The 21,621-nt window shown below is 50.0% G+C and carries 17 protein-coding genes, 1 pseudogene and 1 riboswitch; of the genes and pseudogenes, 8 read left to right on the forward strand and 10 right to left on the reverse strand.

What is annotated here, in order from left to right; all coding sequences use genetic code 11:
- Nucleotides 1-23: 23 nt before the first annotated feature.
- The 5 genes from NQU17_10670 (at nucleotide 24) to NQU17_10690 (ending at nucleotide 6,440) form a co-directional block, all read left to right on the forward strand.
- Nucleotides 24-956: an ABC transporter ATP-binding protein gene (locus NQU17_10670; GenBank protein UUM11114.1), complete on the forward strand. Its 933-nt coding sequence runs from the start codon at nucleotides 24-26 to the stop codon at nucleotides 954-956.
- A complete protein-coding gene (locus NQU17_10675) occupies nucleotides 956-2,005 on the forward strand; it encodes an ABC transporter permease (GenBank protein ID UUM11115.1) in 1,050 nt (349 codons plus the stop codon). Before NQU17_10670 ends, NQU17_10675 begins: the two co-directional genes overlap by 1 nt.
- Complete coding sequence (locus NQU17_10680) at nucleotides 1,992-3,158, forward strand: ABC transporter permease (GenBank protein UUM11116.1); 1,167 nt, start codon at nucleotides 1,992-1,994, stop codon at nucleotides 3,156-3,158. The genes NQU17_10675 and NQU17_10680 overlap by 14 nt, the downstream gene beginning before the upstream one ends.
- Before the next feature lie 567 nt (nucleotides 3,159-3,725).
- Nucleotides 3,726-4,937: a DUF438 domain-containing protein gene (locus tag NQU17_10685; protein UUM11117.1), complete on the forward strand. Its 1,212-nt coding sequence runs from the start codon at nucleotides 3,726-3,728 to the stop codon at nucleotides 4,935-4,937.
- 267 nt (nucleotides 4,938-5,204) lie between these two features.
- A complete protein-coding gene (locus NQU17_10690; protein UUM11118.1) occupies nucleotides 5,205-6,440 on the forward strand; it encodes an amidohydrolase in 1,236 nt (411 codons plus the stop codon).
- 255 nt (nucleotides 6,441-6,695) lie between these two features.
- On the opposite strand, the gene NQU17_10695 is transcribed toward NQU17_10690, so the two are convergent.
- From NQU17_10695 to NQU17_10730, 8 genes are all read right to left on the reverse strand, one after another.
- Complete coding sequence (locus NQU17_10695; GenBank protein UUM11119.1) at nucleotides 6,696-7,469, reverse strand: ABC transporter ATP-binding protein; 774 nt, start codon at nucleotides 7,467-7,469, stop codon at nucleotides 6,696-6,698.
- A complete protein-coding gene (locus tag NQU17_10700; GenBank protein UUM11120.1) occupies nucleotides 7,447-8,508 on the reverse strand; it encodes an ABC transporter substrate-binding protein in 1,062 nt (353 codons plus the stop codon). The genes NQU17_10695 and NQU17_10700 overlap by 23 nt, the downstream gene beginning before the upstream one ends.
- Nucleotides 8,509-8,890: 382 nt before the next feature.
- Nucleotides 8,891-9,673: an ABC transporter permease gene (locus tag NQU17_10705; GenBank protein UUM11121.1), complete on the reverse strand. Its 783-nt coding sequence runs from the start codon at nucleotides 9,671-9,673 to the stop codon at nucleotides 8,891-8,893.
- On the reverse strand, nucleotides 9,642-9,938 hold the full coding sequence (locus NQU17_10710; GenBank protein UUM11122.1) for a thiamine-binding protein: 297 nt from the start codon (nucleotides 9,936-9,938) through the stop codon (nucleotides 9,642-9,644). The genes NQU17_10705 and NQU17_10710 overlap by 32 nt, the downstream gene beginning before the upstream one ends.
- A gap of 102 nt (nucleotides 9,939-10,040) precedes the next feature.
- A riboswitch (TPP riboswitch) is annotated at nucleotides 10,041-10,146 on the reverse strand.
- 258 nt (nucleotides 10,147-10,404) lie between these two features.
- On the reverse strand, nucleotides 10,405-11,664 hold the full coding sequence (locus tag NQU17_10715) for a glycosyltransferase family 4 protein (GenBank protein UUM11123.1): 1,260 nt from the start codon (nucleotides 11,662-11,664) through the stop codon (nucleotides 10,405-10,407).
- 113 nt (nucleotides 11,665-11,777) lie between these two features.
- A complete protein-coding gene (locus NQU17_10720) occupies nucleotides 11,778-12,395 on the reverse strand; it encodes a TVP38/TMEM64 family protein (protein UUM11124.1) in 618 nt (205 codons plus the stop codon).
- A 644-nt stretch (nucleotides 12,396-13,039) separates the two neighbouring features.
- Nucleotides 13,040-13,312 (reverse strand): hypothetical protein, encoded by a 273-nt coding sequence (locus tag NQU17_10725; GenBank protein UUM11125.1) that lies wholly within the window; start codon nucleotides 13,310-13,312, stop codon nucleotides 13,040-13,042.
- The gene (locus NQU17_10730) at nucleotides 13,302-14,438 is read right to left on the reverse strand and encodes a transposase (protein ID UUM11126.1); all 1,137 of its coding nucleotides are present in this window, start codon (nucleotides 14,436-14,438) and stop codon (nucleotides 13,302-13,304) included. Before NQU17_10730 ends, NQU17_10725 begins: the two co-directional genes overlap by 11 nt.
- A gap of 548 nt (nucleotides 14,439-14,986) precedes the next feature.
- Here NQU17_10730 and NQU17_10735 point away from each other — a divergent pair.
- Entirely contained in the window at nucleotides 14,987-15,961 is a 975-nt protein-coding gene (locus tag NQU17_10735) for a hypothetical protein (GenBank protein ID UUM11127.1), read from the forward strand.
- A gap of 825 nt (nucleotides 15,962-16,786) precedes the next feature.
- Here the strand turns inward: NQU17_10735 and NQU17_10740 are convergent.
- Nucleotides 16,787-18,013 carry an IS110 family transposase gene (locus NQU17_10740; GenBank protein ID UUM11128.1) on the reverse strand — a complete coding sequence of 409 codons (1,227 nt, stop codon included), beginning with the start codon at nucleotides 18,011-18,013 and terminating at the stop codon, nucleotides 16,787-16,789.
- 470 nt (nucleotides 18,014-18,483) lie between these two features.
- Here NQU17_10740 and NQU17_10745 point away from each other — a divergent pair.
- Nucleotides 18,484-18,846: pseudogene (locus NQU17_10745) on the forward strand (glutathione peroxidase).
- 525 nt (nucleotides 18,847-19,371) lie between these two features.
- On the opposite strand, the gene NQU17_10750 reads toward NQU17_10745, so the two are convergent.
- Nucleotides 19,372-21,027 carry an IS1634 family transposase gene (locus NQU17_10750; protein UUM11129.1) on the reverse strand — a complete coding sequence of 552 codons (1,656 nt, stop codon included), beginning with the start codon at nucleotides 21,025-21,027 and terminating at the stop codon, nucleotides 19,372-19,374.
- A 105-nt stretch (nucleotides 21,028-21,132) separates the two neighbouring features.
- Between NQU17_10750 and NQU17_10755 the strand changes: the two genes are divergently transcribed.
- The gene (locus NQU17_10755; protein ID UUM11130.1) at nucleotides 21,133-21,546 is read left to right on the forward strand and encodes a hypothetical protein; all 414 of its coding nucleotides are present in this window, start codon (nucleotides 21,133-21,135) and stop codon (nucleotides 21,544-21,546) included.
- Nucleotides 21,547-21,621 lie beyond the last annotated feature (75 nt).

A 21,621-nucleotide genomic window follows, 5' to 3' on the forward strand; every position in this document is an offset into this window, starting at 1 on the left:
TTAACGCCTACAGGAGGTTTCTCATGGTAATAGAAGTCAGGAATCTGGTCAAGCGCTACAAGGAAGTTCTGGCACTGGATCATTTTAATCTGGAAGTGGCACAAGGTGAAATTCTGGGCCTGCTCGGCCCCAACGGCTGCGGCAAAACCACGGCCATTCACTCTATTTTGAGTGTTTTAAAGTATGACAAAGGTGAAATCCGGCTGTTCGGTGAGCCCATGAGCCCTACGGCCTACGAATTGAAGCAGGAAATCGGACTGGTGCCGCAGGAAGTGGCCGTGTTTGAACACCTGACGGTAAGAGAGAACATCGACTACTTCTGCTCCATGTATGTGGAAGACAAAACCCGCCGGCGGGAACTGGTTGAAGAGGCCATCGCCTTTGTCGGACTGGAGGAATATACCAAATTTTTCCCCAAGAAGCTCTCCGGCGGTCTGAAGCGTCGCCTGAACATCGCCTGCGGCATCGCGCACCGCCCCAAGCTGATCTTTCTGGATGAGCCCACTGTTGCCGTGGATGCCCAGTCCCGCAACTTTATCCTGGAAGGCATCCGGCGGCTCAACCGGGAAGGCGCAACCATTCTCTATACCACACACTATCTGGAGGAGGCTGAGAATCTCTGCACCCGCATTGTCATTATGGATCGCGGGCGCAACATTGCCCAGGGCACCAATGAAGACCTCAAGAACATGATCGATACCCGGGAGATTATCCGGATTGAGATCGCTAACCTCTCCGAGGCCGCCCGGGCTGACATGGAATCTTTGCCCCATCTGGCCGAGATCCGCACCGTCGGAGAAGCCCTGGAGCTATCCTTTGAACGGGGCGCCAACAATCTGTCCAACCTCGTGCGCTGGCTGGATGACAACGGCCTGGAATACCAGGATCTGTACTCCCGCAAGCCCAGCCTCAACGAAGTCTTCCTGGCACTGACCGGAAAGGAGCTGCGTGACTGATGAACCTGAATCACACCAAATATCAGCTGATCAACAACCTGAGGGAACCCTCCTTCATGTTCTGGACCATCTTCTATCCCCTGCTGATGGCTCTGATGTTCTATACCGCCTTCCAGGGTCTGATCAAACCGGAGCCGATGGAAATTCCGGTGGCCGTGGAAATGGGCAGCCCTGCTGCCCAGGTATTCCGCGGGATCGAGATCCTGAAGCCGGTGGAAACCGATGCCGTTGAAGGACTGCGCCTGCTCTCCGAACAGAAAGTGACCGGATTTGTGGCCGCTGACCTGACGGTCAGGGTTCGGGAATCCGGCATCAAGGAAACCGTGCTGGCCAGCATCGTGAGCCAGATGGTGCAGATGGAAGCACTGAAAGTCCCCTACTCCAGCTACGCCTTCTCCGCCAGCTACATCCAGGCCGCCCCGGCCCGATACAATCCGTTTCTCATCCCCTTTTACAGCCTCATCGGCATGGTGTCGCTCTACAGCGTCTACATGGGACTGGAACTCTCCCGCATCCTGCAGGCAGACCAGAGCATGGAAGCGCTGCGCCTGAACGTGGTGCCCCTGCGCAAGAAGGATTTCCTTTTAGGCACCTGGTTCATCGCTCTCATCATCAATCTGGTCAGCAACATTCTGCTGCTTCTGTTCATGAAATACCTGCTGCAGCTGGATCTGATCCGGGATCCCCTGAAGACCCTGGCAGTCCTTCTGTTTGCCAACATTCTGGGCACCGTGCTGGGACTGTTCATCGGCGGCTTTTCCCGGATCAGCTACGGGGCTAAAAATGGTCTGGTCATCGGCCTGACCCTGCTGATGTCCTTTGCAGCCGGCATGATGTCGCCGGACATCAAGATCCTCATTGAGGACCGGATGCCCCTGCTCAACGCGCTGAACCCCGTTTCCATCGTGACCACCCAGCTCTACCGCATCAATTACCTGGATGCCGTTGATACGCTGCCGGCCGCTCTTGCGATCCTGGCCGCCATGGCCCTGGCGCTGGCACTTGGTTCCATCGCCCTGCTCCGGAGGAAAACCTATGACACTCTTTAAATATTTCCTGAAACTGGCCTGGCGCCAGAAATACGTCATCCTGCTCTATCTGCTTCTGTTCGTAGTGATCTCGCTCCTGAACTCCGGAGCCAGCCGACCCCAGAGCGGCGCTTTCTCCGAAAGCAGGCCCTCGATCAAGGTTATTCAGAAGGATTCCGGTCCGCTGGCAGAACGCCTGGCGCAATACCTGAAGACCCAGGGACGGGAGGATGTCAGCCACATAACGGAAGATCAGGCCGAAGAGGCTATTTTCAAGGGAGCCGCTACCAGCGTCGTCATTATCCCGGAAACTTTTACCAAGAATTTTCTCGCGGGAACAACCAGCCTGACGGTCTATACCGACGATACCCAGATGAGCGCCGTACTCCTGCGGCAGAAGATCCAGCAGTATCTGATGTTCCTCAAGGCCGATCAAACCTTTCACGGAACAGCCGACCCCGCGCGGGTCGAAGCTGCCCTGGCCGTGCGGGCCAATGTGGTTCTGGATCATCCGGAAACAGCCGGCAATGGAGACAGCTGGTTCCGCTACTACTTCAATTTCATGACCTACATCCTCGTCGCCATCTTCATCATGGTCTTTTCCAACATCATGAATGAATTCAACGAAGACAACCTGAAGCGGCGCAATGCCATCGTCCCGTTCAGCTCCACCCGCTTTCAGGGTGCGATGGTGCTGGGACAGCTCCTCATTGCCTTTGGCATCACAGCCCTGTTCCTCATCATCGGTGCCGTCATCCGCCCGCAGGAAGCCGGATCCCTGAACTGGCCCGGTCACATCGCCAACGCCTCCGCCTTCACACTGGCGGCACTGGCAATGGCCTTCCTGGTCAACGCCCTGACCCGCAACCGCTTCATCCAGTCGGCACTGGCCACCGTTCTCTCTCTGGCCCTGTCCTTCATCTCCGGCGTCATGGTGCCTCAGGAGTTCCTTTCCTCCTCAGTGGTCACACTGTCCAAGTTCTTCCCCAGCTACTACTATGTCCGGGCCACTGATCAGATCCTGCAGAACGCCTCCTACCTCCCTCAGATCGGCATTCAGCTCCTGTTCGCCCTCTTCTTCCTGGTTCTCGGCCTTACCGCCATCCGCATCCGTCAGGGCGAAGATCTCCTGTTCAAAAAAAATCAGACTCCGCTCCGACCGACCGCTTCTTAACAAAAATCTGCCTGAGTCCCAGACTCACTCCGGCGAAGGACATCGGCCCATCCGATTCCTTCGCCGCTTCTGTTCCTGTCCTTTTCAAATCCAGTCATCGCCTGTCCCTTGCCTGTTTAATTACTATTCGTCCTCTTTTTCTTCTTTCCTTGCCTTCTTTGCCTTCTTTGCCTTCTTTGCTTCCCTTCTGCCACAGCGGTCCTTTGTGTTTGCTTTTTTAATTCAAATTATCCTCCGTACCGTTCTCTGCCCGCTCCGTGCCCCAGTGACAAAACTGTCATTTCATTCCGCCAGTAAACCAGAACCAGTTCGAATCGGAGGAACCCCATCCGGGTCTTGTGCGCCAGACTGTACCTCATGTAAGGACAGGCATTCTTCCTCTGCGGATTCCGGCGGATGATGCGGAAACATTTTCGGATCTTTCTTTCCTCTGTAACATATGTTACGTTTAAATCAGAGCATTTCACTTATCATTAAACCATCGACCATCGGTGATGACGAAACCATCCCTCACCGGTTCACCAAAGCAATCATTGAATCTACAGGATTCATTAAACGGAGGATACCATGGAAAAGAAAGATAAACTGAAGCAATTGATCCAGAGTCTCCATGACGGAATGGGGCAGAACGAAGCCCGGGCCATTTTCAAGCGCGAATTCGGCCAGATCAGCGGCGATGATCTGTCTCAGGCAGAAAAGCAGCTGGTCGCGGAAGGCATGCCGATTACGGAAATCCAGCGTCTGTGCGATGTCCATGCCTCCGTCTTTGAGGACAGCATCACGTTTCTGAAAAAGCCCGAGAAGGGATCCCTGCCGCTGGATCAGACCCCGGGTCATCCGGCCTTTGTCTTCCGCAAGGAAAATGACGGCATTGAGCGATTCCTGGCTGAAACGTTCCTGCCGGCTCTGAATCAGTTCGCTGAATCAGGAGACCGCGCCGCTCTGACCGATGCCGGTCAGCGTCTGGCCAAGATCTCCCAGCACTACAAGCGCAAGGAAAACCTCTTCTTCCCCTTCCTGGAACGCGAAGGTGTTACCGCTCCCCCGAAAGTCATGTGGGGGGTGGATGATGAAATCCGCGACACCATCCGGAACCTGAATGGAATGGTCGAAGACGGCGGCCGCGAGGACATCATCGCCCTGGCCAACCAGGCAGTAACCGATGTCCGCAGCATGATCAGCAAGGAGAACAACATTCTCATGCCAATGATGCTTGATAAATTTACGAATGAGGACTGGCAGCTGATTGGCCGGGATTCCTCCGAAATTGGCTATGTGTTCACCGGCGATGCCGAAGGCGCTGCGCCCTCCGACGCCGTGACCTGGTACCAGGCCCAGACCGGAGACGACTCCAACGTGAACGTGGCCACTGACGGCGAGATCAAGCTCCCCTCCGGGTTCTTCAGCACCCGGGAACTGGAAGCCGTTCTCAATACCCTGCCCAGTGATGTAACCTTCGTCGGGGCAGACGGCAAAGTCCATTACTTCTCCGAAGGCAAGACCCGGGTGTTCCCCCGCACTCGTTCCATCATCGGCCGGGATGTGGAGAACTGCCATCCGCCCAAGAGCCTCCATGTAGTGGAAAAGCTCATCGAAGATTTTAAATCAGGCAAAAAGGAAGAAGAGAGCTTTTGGATCCAGAAGGGCGGCATGTTCATCCTGATCCGTTACTACGCCGTCCGCGACAAAGAAGGCACCTACCTGGGCGTCGTCGAAGTCACCGAAGAAATCTCCGGTCTGCGTTCCCTGGAAGGATCCAAGACGCTGCTGAGCGAATAGCCGGCATCCCTTTCATCCTTACCCATTTCCCTTACCCGCTTACTTCAAATCCCCCTCTGAACTCCCTCCCCTTTCATTCCAACCCCCTGAACAGTTTCCGCCTGAGACGCCCCCCGTCTCAGGCGCTTTTTTTCTGCCGTTTTTTCGGTTTGCGCAAATTCTCCTGCCTGTTCCTGAAGCGGTCAGCCCTCAGGGGGTATAATGGACTGGAGGGGTCCAGCCTGTCGATCAGGGGACGTCTGTAATCAAAATCAAGGAGAACCTGTGATGAGCCATTGCATTGATCTGCGCCGGGCGCTGCACCGCCACCCCGAAGCCGGATTTACCGAATTTTTCAGTACGAGCCTGGCGGCCACGGAATTATCCAGGCAGGGCTGGACCCTGCACCTGGGACAGGAGCTATATGAGACAGCCCGTCTGGGCATCCCGGAGCAGCCGGTCCTGGAAGCCGCTCTGGAACGAGCCCGGGCCGCCGGAGCGGATCCCGTCCACCTGGAGCGGATGGCAGGTGGCTACACCGGCCTGATCGCGACCATGCAGCGCGAGACTGGCCCCACCGTGACCCTTCGCTTTGACCTGGACTGCGTCGAAGTTCAGGAAGATCTGGATGTTCCCTGGAAATCCCTGACGCCCGGACTGATGCATGCCTGCGGTCATGACGGGCACACCGCCGTCGGCATTGAACTCGCCCGCCGGCTGAGTGAACTTCCCTGGACCGGCTGCGTCAACCTGGTGTTTCAGCCGGCGGAGGAAGGCGTGCGCGGCGGATCGATTTTTTCTCAGTCCAGCCTGCTTCAGGGCACCGATTACTTTCTGTCCGGTCATCTGGGAATCACCAACGATGCCGAAGATACCCTCTATTCCACCGTATCCCACAGCATGAACACCTCCAAATGGGATCTCACCGTCAAAGGGGAATCCGTCCATGCCGCGCTCTATCCTGAACAAGGAATCAACGCCCTGCTGGCTGCCGCCGATCTGGTGGTAGAGCTGTACCGGCTGCCGGACAATGACCAGACCCAGCTGAACGTCGGCACCCTGACTGCCGGAACCGGTCGCAATGTCGTGGCCGGCGAGGCAAAGCTTCGGGCAGAAACCAGGGGATCCAGCCGGGAAAGCCACGACAGGCTGAACCAGGCGTTCGGGGAGACCTGCCGGGAGATGGAGCGCCGCCATGGTGTGCGCATCAGTCAGACCCTGGCTGGAGAAGCCATTTATTCCCCGCCCCATCCCGAATTGTGCGCGCTGGCCGCCGGACAGGCCGAAGCTGCCGGACTCCGATCGGAGCCGAAACCCTACCCTATGATGGGATCGGAGGATGCGTTCTACTTTATCGACCGGGTCCACCGCGAAGGCGGTCAGGGAGCCTATTTTATCTTTGGCACCGCCATCCGGGCGCCTCATCATAACCCGATGTTTGACTTTAACGAAGCAATTCTGGAAAAGATGGTCAGCTTCTATACCGCCCTGACACGGGAGCTGCTGTCAGCTCCCCGTCGGTGATCCCCTCTCGGGAATCCTGGCCGTCCGTCTGACTTTTATCCGACTGCCATTGCAGGACCGGTCATTCGACCCATCCCGCGAAGACCCATTGCCCGGCCATCCCGCAAGGCGAATAGGCAAGGCAATTACATAAGCCATATACATAAGCCAAATATACAAGGCAGCAGGATCGTCCCTTCCGGGAGGGGCGATCCTGCTGCCTTTTGCATGGTTCATTTGGGAAACTCACTTGAGAGTGAGGCTGGATGACTCGGCTCACTGATTCTTCAGTTCGTTGAGAATCATCCGCTTGTACCGGAGGAATTCTTCGCTGACCCGGAATTCCGGCGAGCGGGGTCTGGGTTCCTCAATCCGAATCTCCCGGCTGATCTGACTGGGCGAGCCGGTCAGAAGACAAATCCGGTCGGACAGGAGAATGGCTTCATCAATGTCATGGGTAATGAACAGCGTGGTCAGGTGAATGCGGTCCATGACCTCAAGGTACCACTGATGGAGGGAAGACCGGGTGATGGTATCAAGGGCCGAGAACGGCTCATCCAGCAGTGCCAGATCCTTCGAAAACAGATAGGTTCGAAGCAGCGCGGCCCGCTGGCGCATGCCCCCTGATAGCTGTCTCGGATACTTGTGTTCTGTTCCGGCCAGCCCGAAGAAGTCAAAGTCCTCGCCGGCTTTTGCCCTGGCTTCGTCCCGACTGACTCCGCGTATTTCCAGGGGCAGGGCGACATTATCCAGGATGGTCTTATAGGGCAGGAGCAGGTCTTTTTGCAGCATGTAGGCAATGTGCCCGGTTTCTCCGGTGACTTCCCGGCCATGCAGGAGAACCTGGCCTTCCTCCGGCTGGATCAAGCCTGAAATGATATTGAACAGGGTGGTTTTTCCGGAACCGGACATACCGAGAATGCTCACCAGCTCTCCGGGGTAAACCGTAATATTGATGTCATCAAGCAGCACCTGGCCGCCGTAGTCCTTGCGGATGCCCCGGGTTTCAAGGACGGGCTGTTCCCGCTTACTGTCCGGGGATGAAAGCATTGGTAAAACCCTGGCCGGCTGGAATTTCCTTCTGAATCAGCTGATTTTCCCACAGCCAGCGATAAAAGCCATCCCAGCGCTGCGCGTCCATCTGCCCCCAGGGCTTGCCCGGATCCAGGATCTGGTTGGCCATCCACTTCTGGCTTTCCTGCGTCAGGGTCGGGTCCAGCTCCGGTGCGTGCTTGAGCAGGATCTCTGCCGCCGCCTGCGGATTCTGAGCGCTGAAGGTATAGCCCTTGGACGCGGCGCCGACAAATTTCCGTACGGTTTCCGGGTCCTGAGCAATCATGCGGTCGGATGCAATCAGCACCGGCGTATAATAGTCAAACACCGGATTGAGGTCCTTAAAAGCAAAGTAGTCAAAATCGAAGCCGGAAACCTGAGCATTGATGCCGGACCAGCCATAGAAGATCCAGACCGAATCCACCTGCCGGGTCTTCAAGGCCGCGACCTCGTCGGTAATGTTGTTGGGAATCAGCTGAACCTTGCTGTAATCGCCGCCATCTTTTTCCACCACATTCCGGATGATGGCCTGCTCCACCGGGTTATCCCAGGTGGCGTATTTCTTTCCTTCCATGCCTTTGGGCCGGCCCAGTCCCTCGCCCTTGCGGGAGATGATCCCCGAGGTGTTGTGCTGCAAAATGGCAGCCACTGCGGTTACAGGCAGCGGTGAATCCGCGGCCAGAGCCGGTGCCAGAGTATCCTGGAAATCGATGCCGAAGTCGGCTTTGCCGGCAGCCACCAGCTGCGGCGAGCCACCCTGCGGCGGAGTCTGAATATCCACATCCAGGCCTGCTTCGGCAAAGTAGCCTTTTTCCTTGGCGACAAACAGCCCGGTATGATTCGTATTCGGTGTCCAATCCAGCAGGACCGTCACTTTCTTCAGATCCCCTGCTGTGGACGGGCTGGCTGGCGCACTGGTCGAAGCCGGTGTCTGGCCGGTGCCCGCGCCGGGGGCCGATGTCACGGCCGGCGCCTGAGGCGCGCAGCTCACCAGCAGAGTGCTCAGCAGGAATCCTGAGATTAGTTTTCGTTTCATATGGTTTCTTCTCCTTACTCTTGAAAAAAATGCTTCTATTTCTTCGTCCATCTGAATTTCAGTGTTTCAATATGTTCTGTTCAATCTTGATTGCAAGTTCCGGCTTCTGCTCCCACTCCTGATCAAAATGAACCAGTTGCTGCCCCCAAGCCTGACCCAAGTGCTCCTTCCTCTGAGAAGTCCGCCCTTGAAAAGCTGTCCCTTGTGAAACCGCCCCGGTCACTCTTCACGAATTCCAAGCTCTATGCCTGTCGAGCTGCCCGCCTCCGGAAGCTTCGCCCGAAAGATCCGGCCACATTAAATTCTTCTTTCCTTATAATCCTACCTATGCTCTTGTTTCGAACCTCTGCTTTCGGATCAGCCTCTGCTTATAGATCCAGCCTCAGCTTTCGTTACTGTCTGCTTCCGGCTGATCCCACGGAGTCATGCGGCGGTGCAGGAATTTCACCAGCGCCATCAGCACGAGGCTGATGCCGGAGATCAGGAAAATGACGGCAAACATTTTATCGTAGGAATAGGATTTGATCACTCGCGTCATGTAGACACCCAACCCGGTGAATCCGCCCAACCACTCAGAAATTACTGCGCCGACAATGGAATAGGATGCTGAAATTTTCAGAGCGGCAAAAAAGGAGTTGGTGGCTCCGGGGAGCTTGATGTGACGGAAGATCTGCATCCGGCTGGCTCCCATGGAGCGCATCAGGTTGACGGCATCCGGATCCACCGACTGGAAGCCGTCAAACAGACCGATCGCAATCGGGAAGAAGGTCGTGAGCACAATGAGCACCACCTTAGGGAAGATGCCGTAGCCAAACCACAGCACCAGGAGCGGCGCGATCGCCACCGTCGGAACCGTCTGGGTTACAACCAGCAGGGGGTACAGCGCTTTGCGCAGACCTCTGAGCAGGTCCATCAGCAGGGCAATGACAAAACCCAGGACAATGCCCAGCATCAATCCGAGGAACGCCTCGAACAGGGTAACCCGCGCATGCATCATCAGCAGTGGCAGATCCCGGAGAAAGGCCCGCACCACCTCCACCGGGGAAGGCAGCATGAAGCTGGGCACCAGTTGCGCCAGGGAGACAGCCTGCCACAAAATCACCAGCAGTCCGATCGCCGTGATGCTGTAAAGTTTATCGGTGATGCTTTGTAACTTTTTCATCAATGGTCAGAAGATCGCCCGAAGGCCGATAGACGGATTTCAGGTACATCGACACGGAGGGCGCTCCGGCCTGGATTGCAATCAGCTGGGCCTGTTTCGCAATTTCCATCAGTTCCTCAAAGTCACCTTCCACCGTCGTTTCAAAGGGACCCACATAATAAGTCAGACCAGTCCTGCGAATGTAGTCAATCACCTCATCCACGATGCGAACTACTTCGCTGGTCTCTGACACGCCTGGTAAAATCTGAATCGCAATGCTTGAATTCATCATATCCTCCTCGTTGTTACGCCCAGGGGAATGTTGATTCCCGATGGGCTGACCTTGTTTACTTTAACAAAAAAACCGTCCCCCGAGGGAACGGTAAATTTTTTTGCATTTGCCGACCTTCCCTACGCTGGCATAACCCAGATCAGGTGATACGGGTTCAGGATTTCTCCTGTCTCAGCTTAAAAATTAAGCACCCCCGGTTCTTTCTCATTCATCCTAACAAATGCCGCCGGCACTGTCAACGCAGTAATTCAATTGCATGCAATTCATTAACCGGATTCCCTCCGACTGTTCCTGCCGAAATCCCTTCAGCGTCGGCCTTGGCACTCGGCATTGAGCTGCCCTGCCCTGATTCCTTCTGAACGCGCAGCCAAGGCCGCCCGACATTCGGACGGCCTTCAAGGTCAGTCAGCTTGATTATTTGATGATCATTGCATTAATTGCCAACAGCTGCGCAGCGGCCCAGCTAGAAGCGGGACGTGCCCAGATGATTCCAGTCATCCATGTTCAGGTCCAGATTTTCATCAACGGACTGATAGAGCTTGCGCCGCAGCTTGACCGGCAGTGACGCCCGGTGATTGCGCGGCCCTTTCAGGGTTTCTTCATAAACCTTCATGACCCGCTCATAAAAAACTTCCGTGGAGAACTGCCGGGAGGATTCCAGGGCGGCCTGTCCCATTGACTTTCTCAGCTGGGGATCTGAAGCCAGCGCTTTGACCGCGTCGCAGAACTCTTCACCGGTCTCATACTGCCAGCCGTTCACTCCATTGATGATGACGTCCTCGATGGCGCCGTCGCGCCGGCAGACTGCCGGCAGACCGCAGGCCAGGGCTTCCCCATAGGTCAGTCCCTGCGTCTCAGAGGTGGAACCGGAAACAAAGGCATCCGCCATATGGTAATAGTCAGGAACCCGCTCCGGAGTTACCATGCCGCTGAAAATCACCCGGTCCTTCAGCCCAAGGTCTTCCACATAGGTTTCCAGAATTTCCTGATAGGGTCCCCCGCCGACAATCATCAGCCGAATGGCGGGATCCAGGTTCTGCAGGAATCTGACAATTTCTTCGATGTTCTTTTCCTTGGCCAGCCGGCCCAGGGACAGCAGGACAAATTCCTCTTCCCCGATTCCGTACCGCGACCGCAGTTCCTGACGCACCTGAGTGTGATCGACTCGCTGGAAGCGGGTCAGATCGATGCCGGAGGGCACCGTATAAATCGCAGTCTTGACATCGTAGCGGTTCAGGATCCCCCGAACTTTCTCGGTGGGAACGATGACTGCATCGGTTCGTTCCAGCAGCGTCTTTGACAGACGCCGGACCAGACTGCGTCCAATGGTTTCATTGGGCGAGAAGTAGTGAATATAGTCCTCATAGACCGTATGATAGGTATGAACGATGGGTATGTCCAGCTTGGTGGCCATCATCTGGGCCAGCAGAAAGGTGGAAAATTCATTGTTGGTATGAATGATATCCGGTCCCCAGTCCTTGATCTCATTGAGTTCATCGGTGGCCAGAGTCCGCATGATCCGGGCTCCCGGATAGAACTTCCCGGCAGAAAAAGACGGAATGACATAGACACATTCTTCATAGCCAAAGGATTCCTTCTGCCGCAGCGTCAGGATCTTGACTTCGTGTCCATGCTTTTCCAATTCATTTTGCAAATTTATGATCGATGTGACTACTCCGTTTATGGTCGGAGCAAAGAAGTCACTGGCAATCAGCACTTTCATAAGCTTCTCCTACTTAACGAAAACCTCTCATGAATCATTTCATGAGGCTATGCAGGCGTTTGATCAGCCGAAGCAGGAATGTCGTTCCTTCGGCTAAGGACCGTCGCTCCGGACTACCAGCCCAGGGCATTGAGCAGGTTGGTAAAGCTGCAGCTCAAGAGCAGCGAATAGGCCGTAACAGCCAACGGTTTGCCCAAAAGGATGATGATAATGAATTTTTTAAAGGTCATATTGGTCAGCCCGGCCATGTAGCACAGCAAATCATCAGGGGCCAGGGGAAGAAAGATTGCGATTGCAAACCATTTGTGGAATTTGCGCTCATCCCCTTCCAGCCATTTCTGATATTTATTCAAGCCTTTTTCCGAACTGAAAATCCGGATGATATCAGGTCCGTAGAACCGGGCAAGATAGAAATTTATGGAAGAACCAATAACAGTCCCCAAATAATTGCACAATATCCCCCAGACAGGTCCAAAGAGCAGGACACCGACCAGGTTTCCCAGAGCTCCCGGCACAATCATGAAGACGGACTGAATGGCCGTGAAGGCAATGAATACCAGCGGCGCCATCAACCCAAAGGGTTCCAGGAAGGCCGCCATAGCTGTCTGTGATTTGAAAATTCCGGTTCGGATTCCATACACAAAGAAAGCTCCTGCCAAGATGAAAGCCAGGAATGAAGTGGCATGGATTATTCGTTTTTTGCGTTGTACCTGGGTCATCTCAATTTCCATGCTAGCCATCCCCTCACCTGCCTTATCAGTAACTGAATCTACTATCATTGTGGTAGATAAAAATTAAACTGAAATTAAAGAATTAGGCCTACCAGCAGTAACCTCAAGCTATGAAAATGTCTATTTTGAATGCTTCTCGATAAAAATAGCCTACCAGCATATACCTATGTCTATCTATAATTTCAGACGAATTTCTGACGGATTTCCCAAAAATCAAGAGTTTTGTAATGAGACTTTTTTCTTTGCATTTTCCATTTGCCGCCCCTATCTCCCCTAGTCAATACCGCTTGCTTATCCGGCGGTATTGATTAGGCCCTATAAGGATCTTTCCCTGGCGGCGCTCGTGGAGCGCATGAGGCGGCTGTCAGCTGTACGTCTTCCCCGCCTGCTGCTAATGTAGGTTTTTTATATGATATCGGCTCACTCGTGAACGGGTCGAAAAACTATTTTATGCTGCAAATGGTTTTTCCCACCATCGACCACTCACCTCCAGTGATTTAGTTAGAGCCATGATTCGAGGGTTCAAATTCTTGGGGGAATCCTTAAGATGATCGCTATGGATCAGGACAGCATCATTGGCGTCAGTGAGAACAAAGCGGCTAAGGCCGCCTGTCGTACCTCGCGTGTTTATTTAGGCTCTGGTGTTAATCAGAGCCCCTCTTATATTCAAATACTTTCCCGAATATGCTTGTATATTTCTCGGGGCGCATCAGCCCGCCACAGGATTCGCAGTCAAACTGCGGAGGTTCGTTAATATTGCTTTGGTCCATTTCGTCAAATGTTTTAACAACACTTAATGGAATTTCTTCCTCTGCCCCACAGCTAGTGCATATATACCGGACGATCGGTTGATTAATCGCCTGCTTTCTTTGATTCGCACCTTGTGTTTTCTTCTTTCGTTTCTTGCTAACCTGCATTTCGTCCTTCCCACCTGTACCTTTCCTGATTTCTTCTTTTCTCAGGTACCACTATATCACTCTTTTTCATGAGTGCACCACATTCGCATTTCAATGGATTTTTATCATATTCGAGCATCATACGGAACTTCCATGTTTTCATTTTCTTTAATCTTGCGTATTTTTCTTTGGATATCAGTCTGCGTTCGATTCGCCTGGCTCTCAAGTTGTTTCGCGAGTAGATTCCATAGTTTCGAATCATCTTAAAGTGAGTATCCGGAATATGAATGATTAACCGATGGATGAACTCCATGGCACTAATGGATTCCTGAACTTCCTGGGACTGACCGTGAGGCGTATACTTAAATGTCACTGTCTTGCCGTCATATGCAACTATTCTTGATTCAGCGATTGCAGGACGTCCAGCATATCGGGCCAGATACTTCGACACAATCTGAAGATCGGTGATTTCGCCTTTGGCATAAACATAAAATCCATTCTCTTTCTGCTTGTATAGCTTGTTTATCAAAGAACACATCCATCCCGTTGGAAAGGACTCTTTCATCAGATCGAGCAACTCTTTTTGCCAGAAATACCGTAGTTTCTTGTAATTTAGATACTTTAACGTGCGATCTTCCGTAACTCCCAGACAACGCAAAGACATGATGATATGAACGTGTGGGTTCCATTTCAAGTCCCGGCCAAAAGTGTGAATTACGCTGATGATGCCGGTTTCAAACCGCTGCGTCTGATTCATCTGGTAGATCGTTTCCTTCAAAACTTTAGCAGCGCGATCTGAGAGATCCTTTAGCATTCCCCGGTTCTTCCGAAAATAGATTCTGAGTTCCGCCGGAATCGTAAATACCAGATGCTTATGGGGCGCATTGATCAGTCGGGACTCAAGTTTTTCCGCCCACTTATCCCGGTAGAGCTTTCCGCAACTGGAACAGAAACGGCTTTTACAGGTGAATGGAACCAAGACCTCAGAAGTACATTGTGCACAAGTGTATACAGTCCATCCGTTTTCAAACTTGCCGCAATTCAACATCCGTTCCACTTCTTTGTGGACCGATATGCGAATCATTTCGGGGTTCTCAGCAACGAACTGATCCCAGTGTTCCTCGAAAATCTGCTTAATCTTACCCATATAATCACCTGCTGATTAATTCTTAAAACCATTATAATAAGCGGGTTAAGCTTGTTCCACAAAAGTATAATTTCCTACAACAGAACAAAGGTGACATCACCTTCACTCATGAGTTTGAGCAGTTAAAAACCAGAGGGGTCTGAACATCCAGGTCTGTCATAAAGCCGATCTAGAGTCCAAGGGGATGGTGGTGAGCACTGTCAAGTTCGTGAAAAGCAGCTTCCTTGCCCATTGATTCTTTATGGAGGAAGAGGATCTCAACGAATCATTTTTTCCCTGGCTGGAGCGGACTGGTAATGACAAAGTCCATGGAACGACAAAAAAGTACCGTTCGCAAGTGTTTCAATGGGAACGCGAACACTTGCGAGCGGTATTCTATTACTCAGGGGACCTACAAAAATACCCGGTAGCGATGTTACTGCCGCCCAGGACGAGCTCCCCGTCTATGATGCCTTCGGCGATATTCATCAACATTGTCATAAAAATGTCACTTAATCACAAATCAGGATGATATGATAGACATATCAAATTAGGGGGTGTGGTGCATATTGAAAAGGGATTCTGGTCAAAAACTTCTAAAGGTGATTCTCTGCTTATCTATGGTACTTTCTCTGTATTTGTCACAGACCTCAATAGCATTCGGGAAAAATGTTGATAGGCAGGAAGAGGAAATACAATACCTGTTCAAATCTAAACAACCTAGAGATCATATCAAAGCTTTTGAGATAAAAGAAAAAAGAGGAGATAATATCTTTAAATCGGAAACGAATTATTTCAAGTCTCTTCAAAAATCTCAAAAGGAACTTATCTTTGAAAACATCAATAATCCAATGGCTCTAAGTCAACTAGATCAAATTCATAAGGAAGTTGAAAAATATAAAGATAGCATAGAAGAAGATAAAAATAAACCTGTACAAGAACTTCGAAATATCGGATATTCTGATGAGCAAATTGAAATCCTTAGAACGTACGATCGTTCTGACATTTCAACTACAGCTCTATCACCTAATCTAATTGTCTATGGTGATTTTGACAATGAAACATTAACCTCTACATCAACAAAAGTTCGCCTAATTGTATGTTTCGATTGGACTGAAGGAAAAAGAGGTGCACTTCTTAATGTCAAAGATATATTTGCAGTCGCATGGAGCAATGATATGGTCCCCATTGATTCAAATACATGGAGTGTTATTACTTACTGTTTCCGTACTGGAGCCCCCAATATGACTGTTAGTGAAAAAGTATTACCAGAGTCTACTAACTCAAATTACATTACATTTTGGACAGCGTCTTCCAGAAACGGGATCATGTGTGACATTGATTCAGGAACTATAGTCACGATGTTAACAAAAAACAAGAGAATTACAGATACTATTGCATATGCTAGTTACGGCGCGGGTGCAGTCAGCATAGTCCCTGGCTTTTCAATTGGCTATCCAGCAGGTGCTGGTATTTCCATTAACTTCGATTATAGAGTGGAAAAGGTTGGTGCTGTTAGAGTATACCAACCCTCGGCATATTAACTATGGAATTTATAGGTATTGTTCTTGTTGTTTTTGCTTACTTCATTGAGTTTCGTATTACCAATGGAGTAACTCCAGTAGGTTTATCAGATGTCATATTTTATATTTTTGTACTTCTGAGTATTCGATCTATCAGGATAAAGCATTAGATGACCTTAAGCGACTGATGACAGATGGGACATATGCTTTTCTCCATACTCCGAACAAAAAAAACGCTGATCGGGATTCCATTCTAAAATGTATTTTGATATACTGATCATGCTAATAACTTAGTAAGGATCCTCCCTGACGACTCGGCGCGAACCATAGAGTCAGGGAGGGTCTCTTTTTGCCCACCACAATATTATTAGGGACACTATATCCGTCTATTTACGGACAGACAAGGCTGGCTACTATGGGACGATTGGTTCCGGCATAAACAATACTCCACTGCTACTCCCCGAATAATGTATCCGTTTAGTTGGCAATAGCTTTTAGGATGGTACAGTAAAGTTAGCAATGGAACATGTTAACAATGGAGCATGTTTACCATATCAGATACCAGTTCAATGAAAAAGGAAAAAGTAAAGAGCCGGCATACAATCTGCTAATTTTTTATGACCCCTGAGCCACCGCCTTCATTGTTCGGTATGATTTGAAAAAAGCCATTGTTCCCATGGCTTAAAAGACTTGTGGTAATAAGTCAAGTAGCAAAAACAGAGTAAAATAAATGTTGGACATCCAATAACCTTAAAAAAGGCAACATCAAATTAACCCACCGAACATTCAGAACATATGTTCGTGGTTTGATGAAGGATATGCACATCAGGTCAGCTCACCTGATCTCTATACACTCCTTTCCGGTGCATAAAGTTGGTGGTTTCGTAGCAGCACATCCACCATGCGCACAAGTTTTCTGGCGGTAAGGACGAGGGCTCGTTTATGCTGATTTTTAGGAACTTCGTTGTATTTCTTGAGGTAGTACTCCCGATATACCGGCTCATTGCGCATCACTGAATTGGCAGCTTCAACCAGATTGTAACGCAGGTAGTGGTTTCCGGTCCGGGTCAGGGAGGTTCGTTCTGATTCATAGTTACCAGACTGGTTCCGCTTCCAGTAAAGACCGGCGTACTTAGCCAGCTTGGCTTCATTCTCGAAGCGTCCGATCTGACCCACCTCCGCCAGGATGCCCGCAGCATAAACGGGTCCAATCCCAGGAATACTGAGCAGACTCTGGCTCTCTGGCAATGTCTCAAGGATTTGCTCTATGGCTTTTTCAAGAGATTTGATCTGATCCTTGATGGTTTTGATCATCAGTGCGTAGGTGGCAAGCACCACGTCCACAGATTCCTGCATTACCTTACCGAGGCGGTAGGAGTCCCTTGCAGCCTTGGCAATGGACTCGGCCAGCTTCAGGGGGTCGCCGAAACGGCCACGCCCCTTCTGCTGGAGGATGGAAGCCAGTTCTTCCAGATCCATTTTGGCGATGTCATCCAAGGTGAGGGAATCGGTGAGAAGATCCATCATGGCAGCCCCAAAGACCGAAGTATCCACTTCCTTGGTCAGGGTGTTGCATTTGTAGTAGAGATTCTCCAGGAAGTGCTGTTTGCACTCCGTCATCTGCTGCATCAGCTGATATCGTGACCGTGTCAGTCGCTGCAGAGACAAATACTTCTCTTCCTTCAGGAGGGATGTATTGAACCGTTCAAAACGCAGGAAATCAGCGATGCGGAAAGCATCAATGACATCTGTTTTATCTTCTTCGAAAATTCCCTTGAAGCGGTGAATGGACTTGGGGTTCATGACAACGACCGCCAGACCAATGGCTTTGAGTTCAGGGTCTAAAGCCAGGAAGGTGGATGGATGGAAGCTGTAAACCGATGTCGATTCCATACCTGCAATCACCCGGGTGTAAGCAGTCTTTTGTGTGAAATGCAGGATATCCGCTTTGAGGATTGCGGCTCCATTGAGATTGTTAGGCAGGACACACTCTTTGAGAATATTGGCTTCACTGTCGAGAAAACACACATCCAGTTTTTCGGAACTAACGTCGATACCGACATATAATTTCATGGTCAGGACCTCTTTTCGAAAAAATTTGGAACGGCTTGGATACTGAACGATATCCCTGGCACCAACAGTCTGGCGACAACCTCGCGCATGAGTATTCCTTTCTACCCTCTCCGAAAGCTGCCCGATGCTGCTAACATCGGTACAGAGAAGGAAGCGATACAGCTTGTGAGTTTTCGGTACAACTAATGGCTGGGAGACAGTCTTTGAAATGCAGTCTGGCTGCAGCAGACAATAGCCTTAATCCAGATAGATCCATATTCCATAGTTCTATTATCCAGGGATATGATTCAGTATCCAAGATACAATATGGCAAATACCTTAACTAAACTTATAATACGAGGAGATTTACGATGAAACTGCAAGAGATCGAACTGGTCCGGATCGACGGGCAAAAAACCACCATGGCAGAATACAGCCGCCAGGTCGTGCTGGTTGTCAATACGGCCTGCCTTTGAGGCTTCACCCCCCAATTCGGTGAATTGGAGACCCTTTGGCAGACCTACAAGGAAAAAGGATTCGTAGTCCTTGGTTTTCCCTGCAATCAGTTTGGCGGCCAAGATCCATGGCATGAGGCCAAAATCCAGGATTTTACCAAAGACAAGTACGGAGTGACCTTCCCCATGTTTTCCAAGATCGAAGTCAACGGCCCCGATACTCATCCCTTATACCGCTATATGAAAGAATTCGGATCCGGTGAATACAATAAGGATATTCGCTGGAATTTCACCAAATTCCTGCTCGACCGCAATGGACATGTCGCTGGGAAGTATGACGGTTCAGTCAAGCCCTCCGAAATTGCACCCGATATTGAGAAATATCTGAGCCGGGAATAGATACAGATGAAGATGCAGTAAAAATAAATCGGAACACCAACCCTGAATTCTTAACAACAGCAGATCCCCACCAGGCAATCAGCAAACAAATTGCTGACCTGTTACCCCATCGATCAGTCAAACATCCAACATCTTGTCGCACTTAAAATAATCATTGGTAATGCTTAAACTAATCCGAATGAACAAGCACAGAGCCGGCCTTGAGCCTTCCACATTCAGAGGGCAAAGGGACGGCTTCATCATCAGCAAATCGCCCGAAACAGGGGTGTAATTACTGAAGTACAGGATCCGTGAACTCTTTTCGCTATCGACATTCATCTGACAAGAAACTACGTTTATCGGTAATATTAGCAGTTCCTTTCACATTAATGATATTTATAAGTTTAAATTCTATGTCAAGTTATATTTTTAAGATGTTTATTATATGATAATTTAATGATAATTTAATGATAGACTCATGATAAAATATACCCAACAAAGGAGTCTGTTATGTTACCTGAAATCCCGCCCGAATTTATAACAACATCACTCCCCCAAGGAAATGTCGAATGCCTCAAAGATCATTCGCTGCTCTTTTGTTAGCGGTGCAATGATGATGTGTTCATGGATCTCTTGGATTCGGAGTTTGGCCAGGATCCGCTGAAGCTCTTTCATGGTGTATTTACGGTATAGATCCTTGTCACTCATCACCTGATTAATCCCAGACATGATAACAGAGGCAATAAAGCCGACGAATAGTTTCCCTTGAGCGGCGTTGTCGCTGTGGACACGTAGTCTCCCTAAGTCAATACTGTTTTTGAGACGAAGGAAGCCTTTTTCTACAACGTCCTTGTCTCGATAGATGCTCATGGCTCTTTTGGCATCACTGATGTCATTGCTGATCAGGACCACCCAACCTGCCGTTTCCAGACTTTTTTCAACGACATCATTTCGAATGCTGACGGTGTATCCGCTGGCTTGTTTATCGGATTTTCGAATCACCAGGTATTTTCTACATTCCTCGTCATTAATCCATTTTTCTGGGTTTTCAATGGCCTTTTCACGCAATAGAGCAATGGATGCATACAGGTCCTCACGAATTCCCATTGCCTTCACGGCACTGTAGTAAACATGCGTGTATATTTTGTTCTGCGGATCCCAGGACCGCTCTTTGGTGACGGCTCTCATCGAGTTGTCATTGATGACAATTGTGTTTTCCACACGATCGATGTCTTTTTGCTCGCTCTCCACTTGCTGCTTGGAAAAAGCGGCGGTAAATGGTACCGCGATTAAAAACTTCACTGTTCCATTGCCGGTGTCATTGAGCAGAAAATCGATATTCCGCTTGCTGTAGATCCCTTTGTCCATCACTACTGTGATTGCCCGATTCTCTGTGATCGCCTCAAACTGACTCAAGGTGGTCGTCAGCGTACGGACATCCTTTTGACTTCCACTGAATAGGGATTGATAGATCGGCAGCCGTCTGGTTTCCCCCATCAGCATACAAAGATTGATCTGGGGGAGATGATCGTGGTCGCGATTGTATCCCCATTCCACATCATCAATCAGTTCCGAATAGGATGATGCAGAGGTGATGTCCAAAGCCAAATAGTCATCAGCTGGATTGGCCTCACACCAGTTCTTATAAAAATCATTCCGTTGCTGATCCGTAATAGAAATCAAAAGTTCACTGATTCGCTGAGAGGTCATCGAGCCCACCGGATACGACTCTGTGCCTGAGATCCAGTCAGAGCAATCAAGAAGTGGATCACTGGTAGAAATCATATAGCAGGCCAACATGAACAGTTCCTGCCAGTAATCAGGGATCGCTTGCCGTAAGGCATCGATCAAACCAAGTCGTTCAGATAGGGAACGATACAGCCAGAACAGCCCATAGGAGCGAACGGATGATTTGCGGACATCTTCGATGGAAAACATGGTTTGTGTGGAAGGGATCTGAATGGGATTACCAGAGATCCGTAGCTCCTCAAGATATTCGGCTTTGTACACTTTATGTCCTGTTTCAGGATCGATCTTGCCGATCGGTCGCCGTTTTTGCCGCGATTGGCCATCTTTATTGCGAAACCCTTCGGCTAAATAAATATATTGATACCGGCCCACCTTTTGGATTACCTCAAAACTCATAACACCCACCTCACTTGTTGTTATAAACATTATAACAACAAGCAGATGAGTATTCAATAATTATGGGGAAGCACTTATAAGCTAAGTGGCTCTAGGTCGGACTTCTGCAAAGGGATAGAATGTATCCAAAGTGTTGTTATAAAAATATAGCGGGAATTTAGGATGTTACTAAAAAACTGGAAGAAAATCCCGTTGTTAATGACATGCATCCTGGTCATTTCTTTCTCAGGACAATCCGTTGCCAGTGCAGAGATTAAGGAATCACCTCGTATGTCAAACAACCTTGTGATGAATGAACTGATTGAATCGGTAGATCAGATTCTAGTTAAGAGCAACAATGGTACTTTATTAGTTAACAGTGATCAACTGCTCGATATTATCGACAGTAAATACGAACAGCTGCAGACAATCGAATACTTTTCACCCATGAGCAAGGAAGAAATCTATCAGGACATTTCAAACCAAATACTAAAATTTAATGAAGAACCTGTTGAAACTAACTCCACGATAAGCTATTCTTCAAGCTATTTCCCCGATTCTACTAAATATTCTAAGTTTTGCAAACAATTATACTAGTAACGATCTGCAAACTCCTGAAACCATTGTAATGTCTGAGAAAATCAGTCCTTTCCATCTTGTTATCCCCTCCTA

It is taken from the genome of Clostridiaceae bacterium HFYG-1003 (assembly GCA_024579835.1).
Lineage (GTDB): Bacteria > Bacillota > Clostridia > Clostridiales > Clostridiaceae > JG1575.

What these genes read in the sequence shown, in the direction of transcription:
- NQU17_10680 (UUM11116.1), top strand. Translation starts at nt 1,992, where the DNA reads ATGACACTCTTTAAATATTTCCTGAAACTGGCCTGGCGCCAGAAATAC.
- NQU17_10690 (UUM11118.1), top strand. Translation starts at nt 5,205, where the DNA reads ATGAGCCATTGCATTGATCTGCGCCGGGCGCTGCACCGCCACCCCGAA.
- NQU17_10700 (UUM11120.1), bottom strand. Translation starts at nt 8,508, where the DNA reads ATGAAACGAAAACTAATCTCAGGATTCCTGCTGAGCACTCTGCTGGTG.
- NQU17_10670 (UUM11114.1), top strand. Translation starts at nt 24, where the DNA reads ATGGTAATAGAAGTCAGGAATCTGGTCAAGCGCTACAAGGAAGTTCTG.
- NQU17_10685 (UUM11117.1), top strand. Translation starts at nt 3,726, where the DNA reads ATGGAAAAGAAAGATAAACTGAAGCAATTGATCCAGAGTCTCCATGAC.
- NQU17_10755 (UUM11130.1), top strand. Translation starts at nt 21,133, where the DNA reads ATGTTACTAAAAAACTGGAAGAAAATCCCGTTGTTAATGACATGCATC.
- NQU17_10695 (UUM11119.1), bottom strand. Translation starts at nt 7,469, where the DNA reads ATGCTTTCATCCCCGGACAGTAAGCGGGAACAGCCCGTCCTTGAAACC.
- NQU17_10675 (UUM11115.1), top strand. Translation starts at nt 956, where the DNA reads ATGAACCTGAATCACACCAAATATCAGCTGATCAACAACCTGAGGGAA.
- NQU17_10730 (UUM11126.1), bottom strand. Translation starts at nt 14,438, where the DNA reads ATGGGTAAGATTAAGCAGATTTTCGAGGAACACTGGGATCAGTTCGTT.
- NQU17_10715 (UUM11123.1), bottom strand. Translation starts at nt 11,664, where the DNA reads ATGAAAGTGCTGATTGCCAGTGACTTCTTTGCTCCGACCATAAACGGA.
- NQU17_10725 (UUM11125.1), bottom strand. Translation starts at nt 13,312, where the DNA reads ATGCAGGTTAGCAAGAAACGAAAGAAGAAAACACAAGGTGCGAATCAA.
- NQU17_10720 (UUM11124.1), bottom strand. Translation starts at nt 12,395, where the DNA reads ATGGAAATTGAGATGACCCAGGTACAACGCAAAAAACGAATAATCCAT.
- NQU17_10710 (UUM11122.1), bottom strand. Translation starts at nt 9,938, where the DNA reads ATGAATTCAAGCATTGCGATTCAGATTTTACCAGGCGTGTCAGAGACC.
- NQU17_10740 (UUM11128.1), bottom strand. Translation starts at nt 18,013, where the DNA reads ATGAAATTATATGTCGGTATCGACGTTAGTTCCGAAAAACTGGATGTG.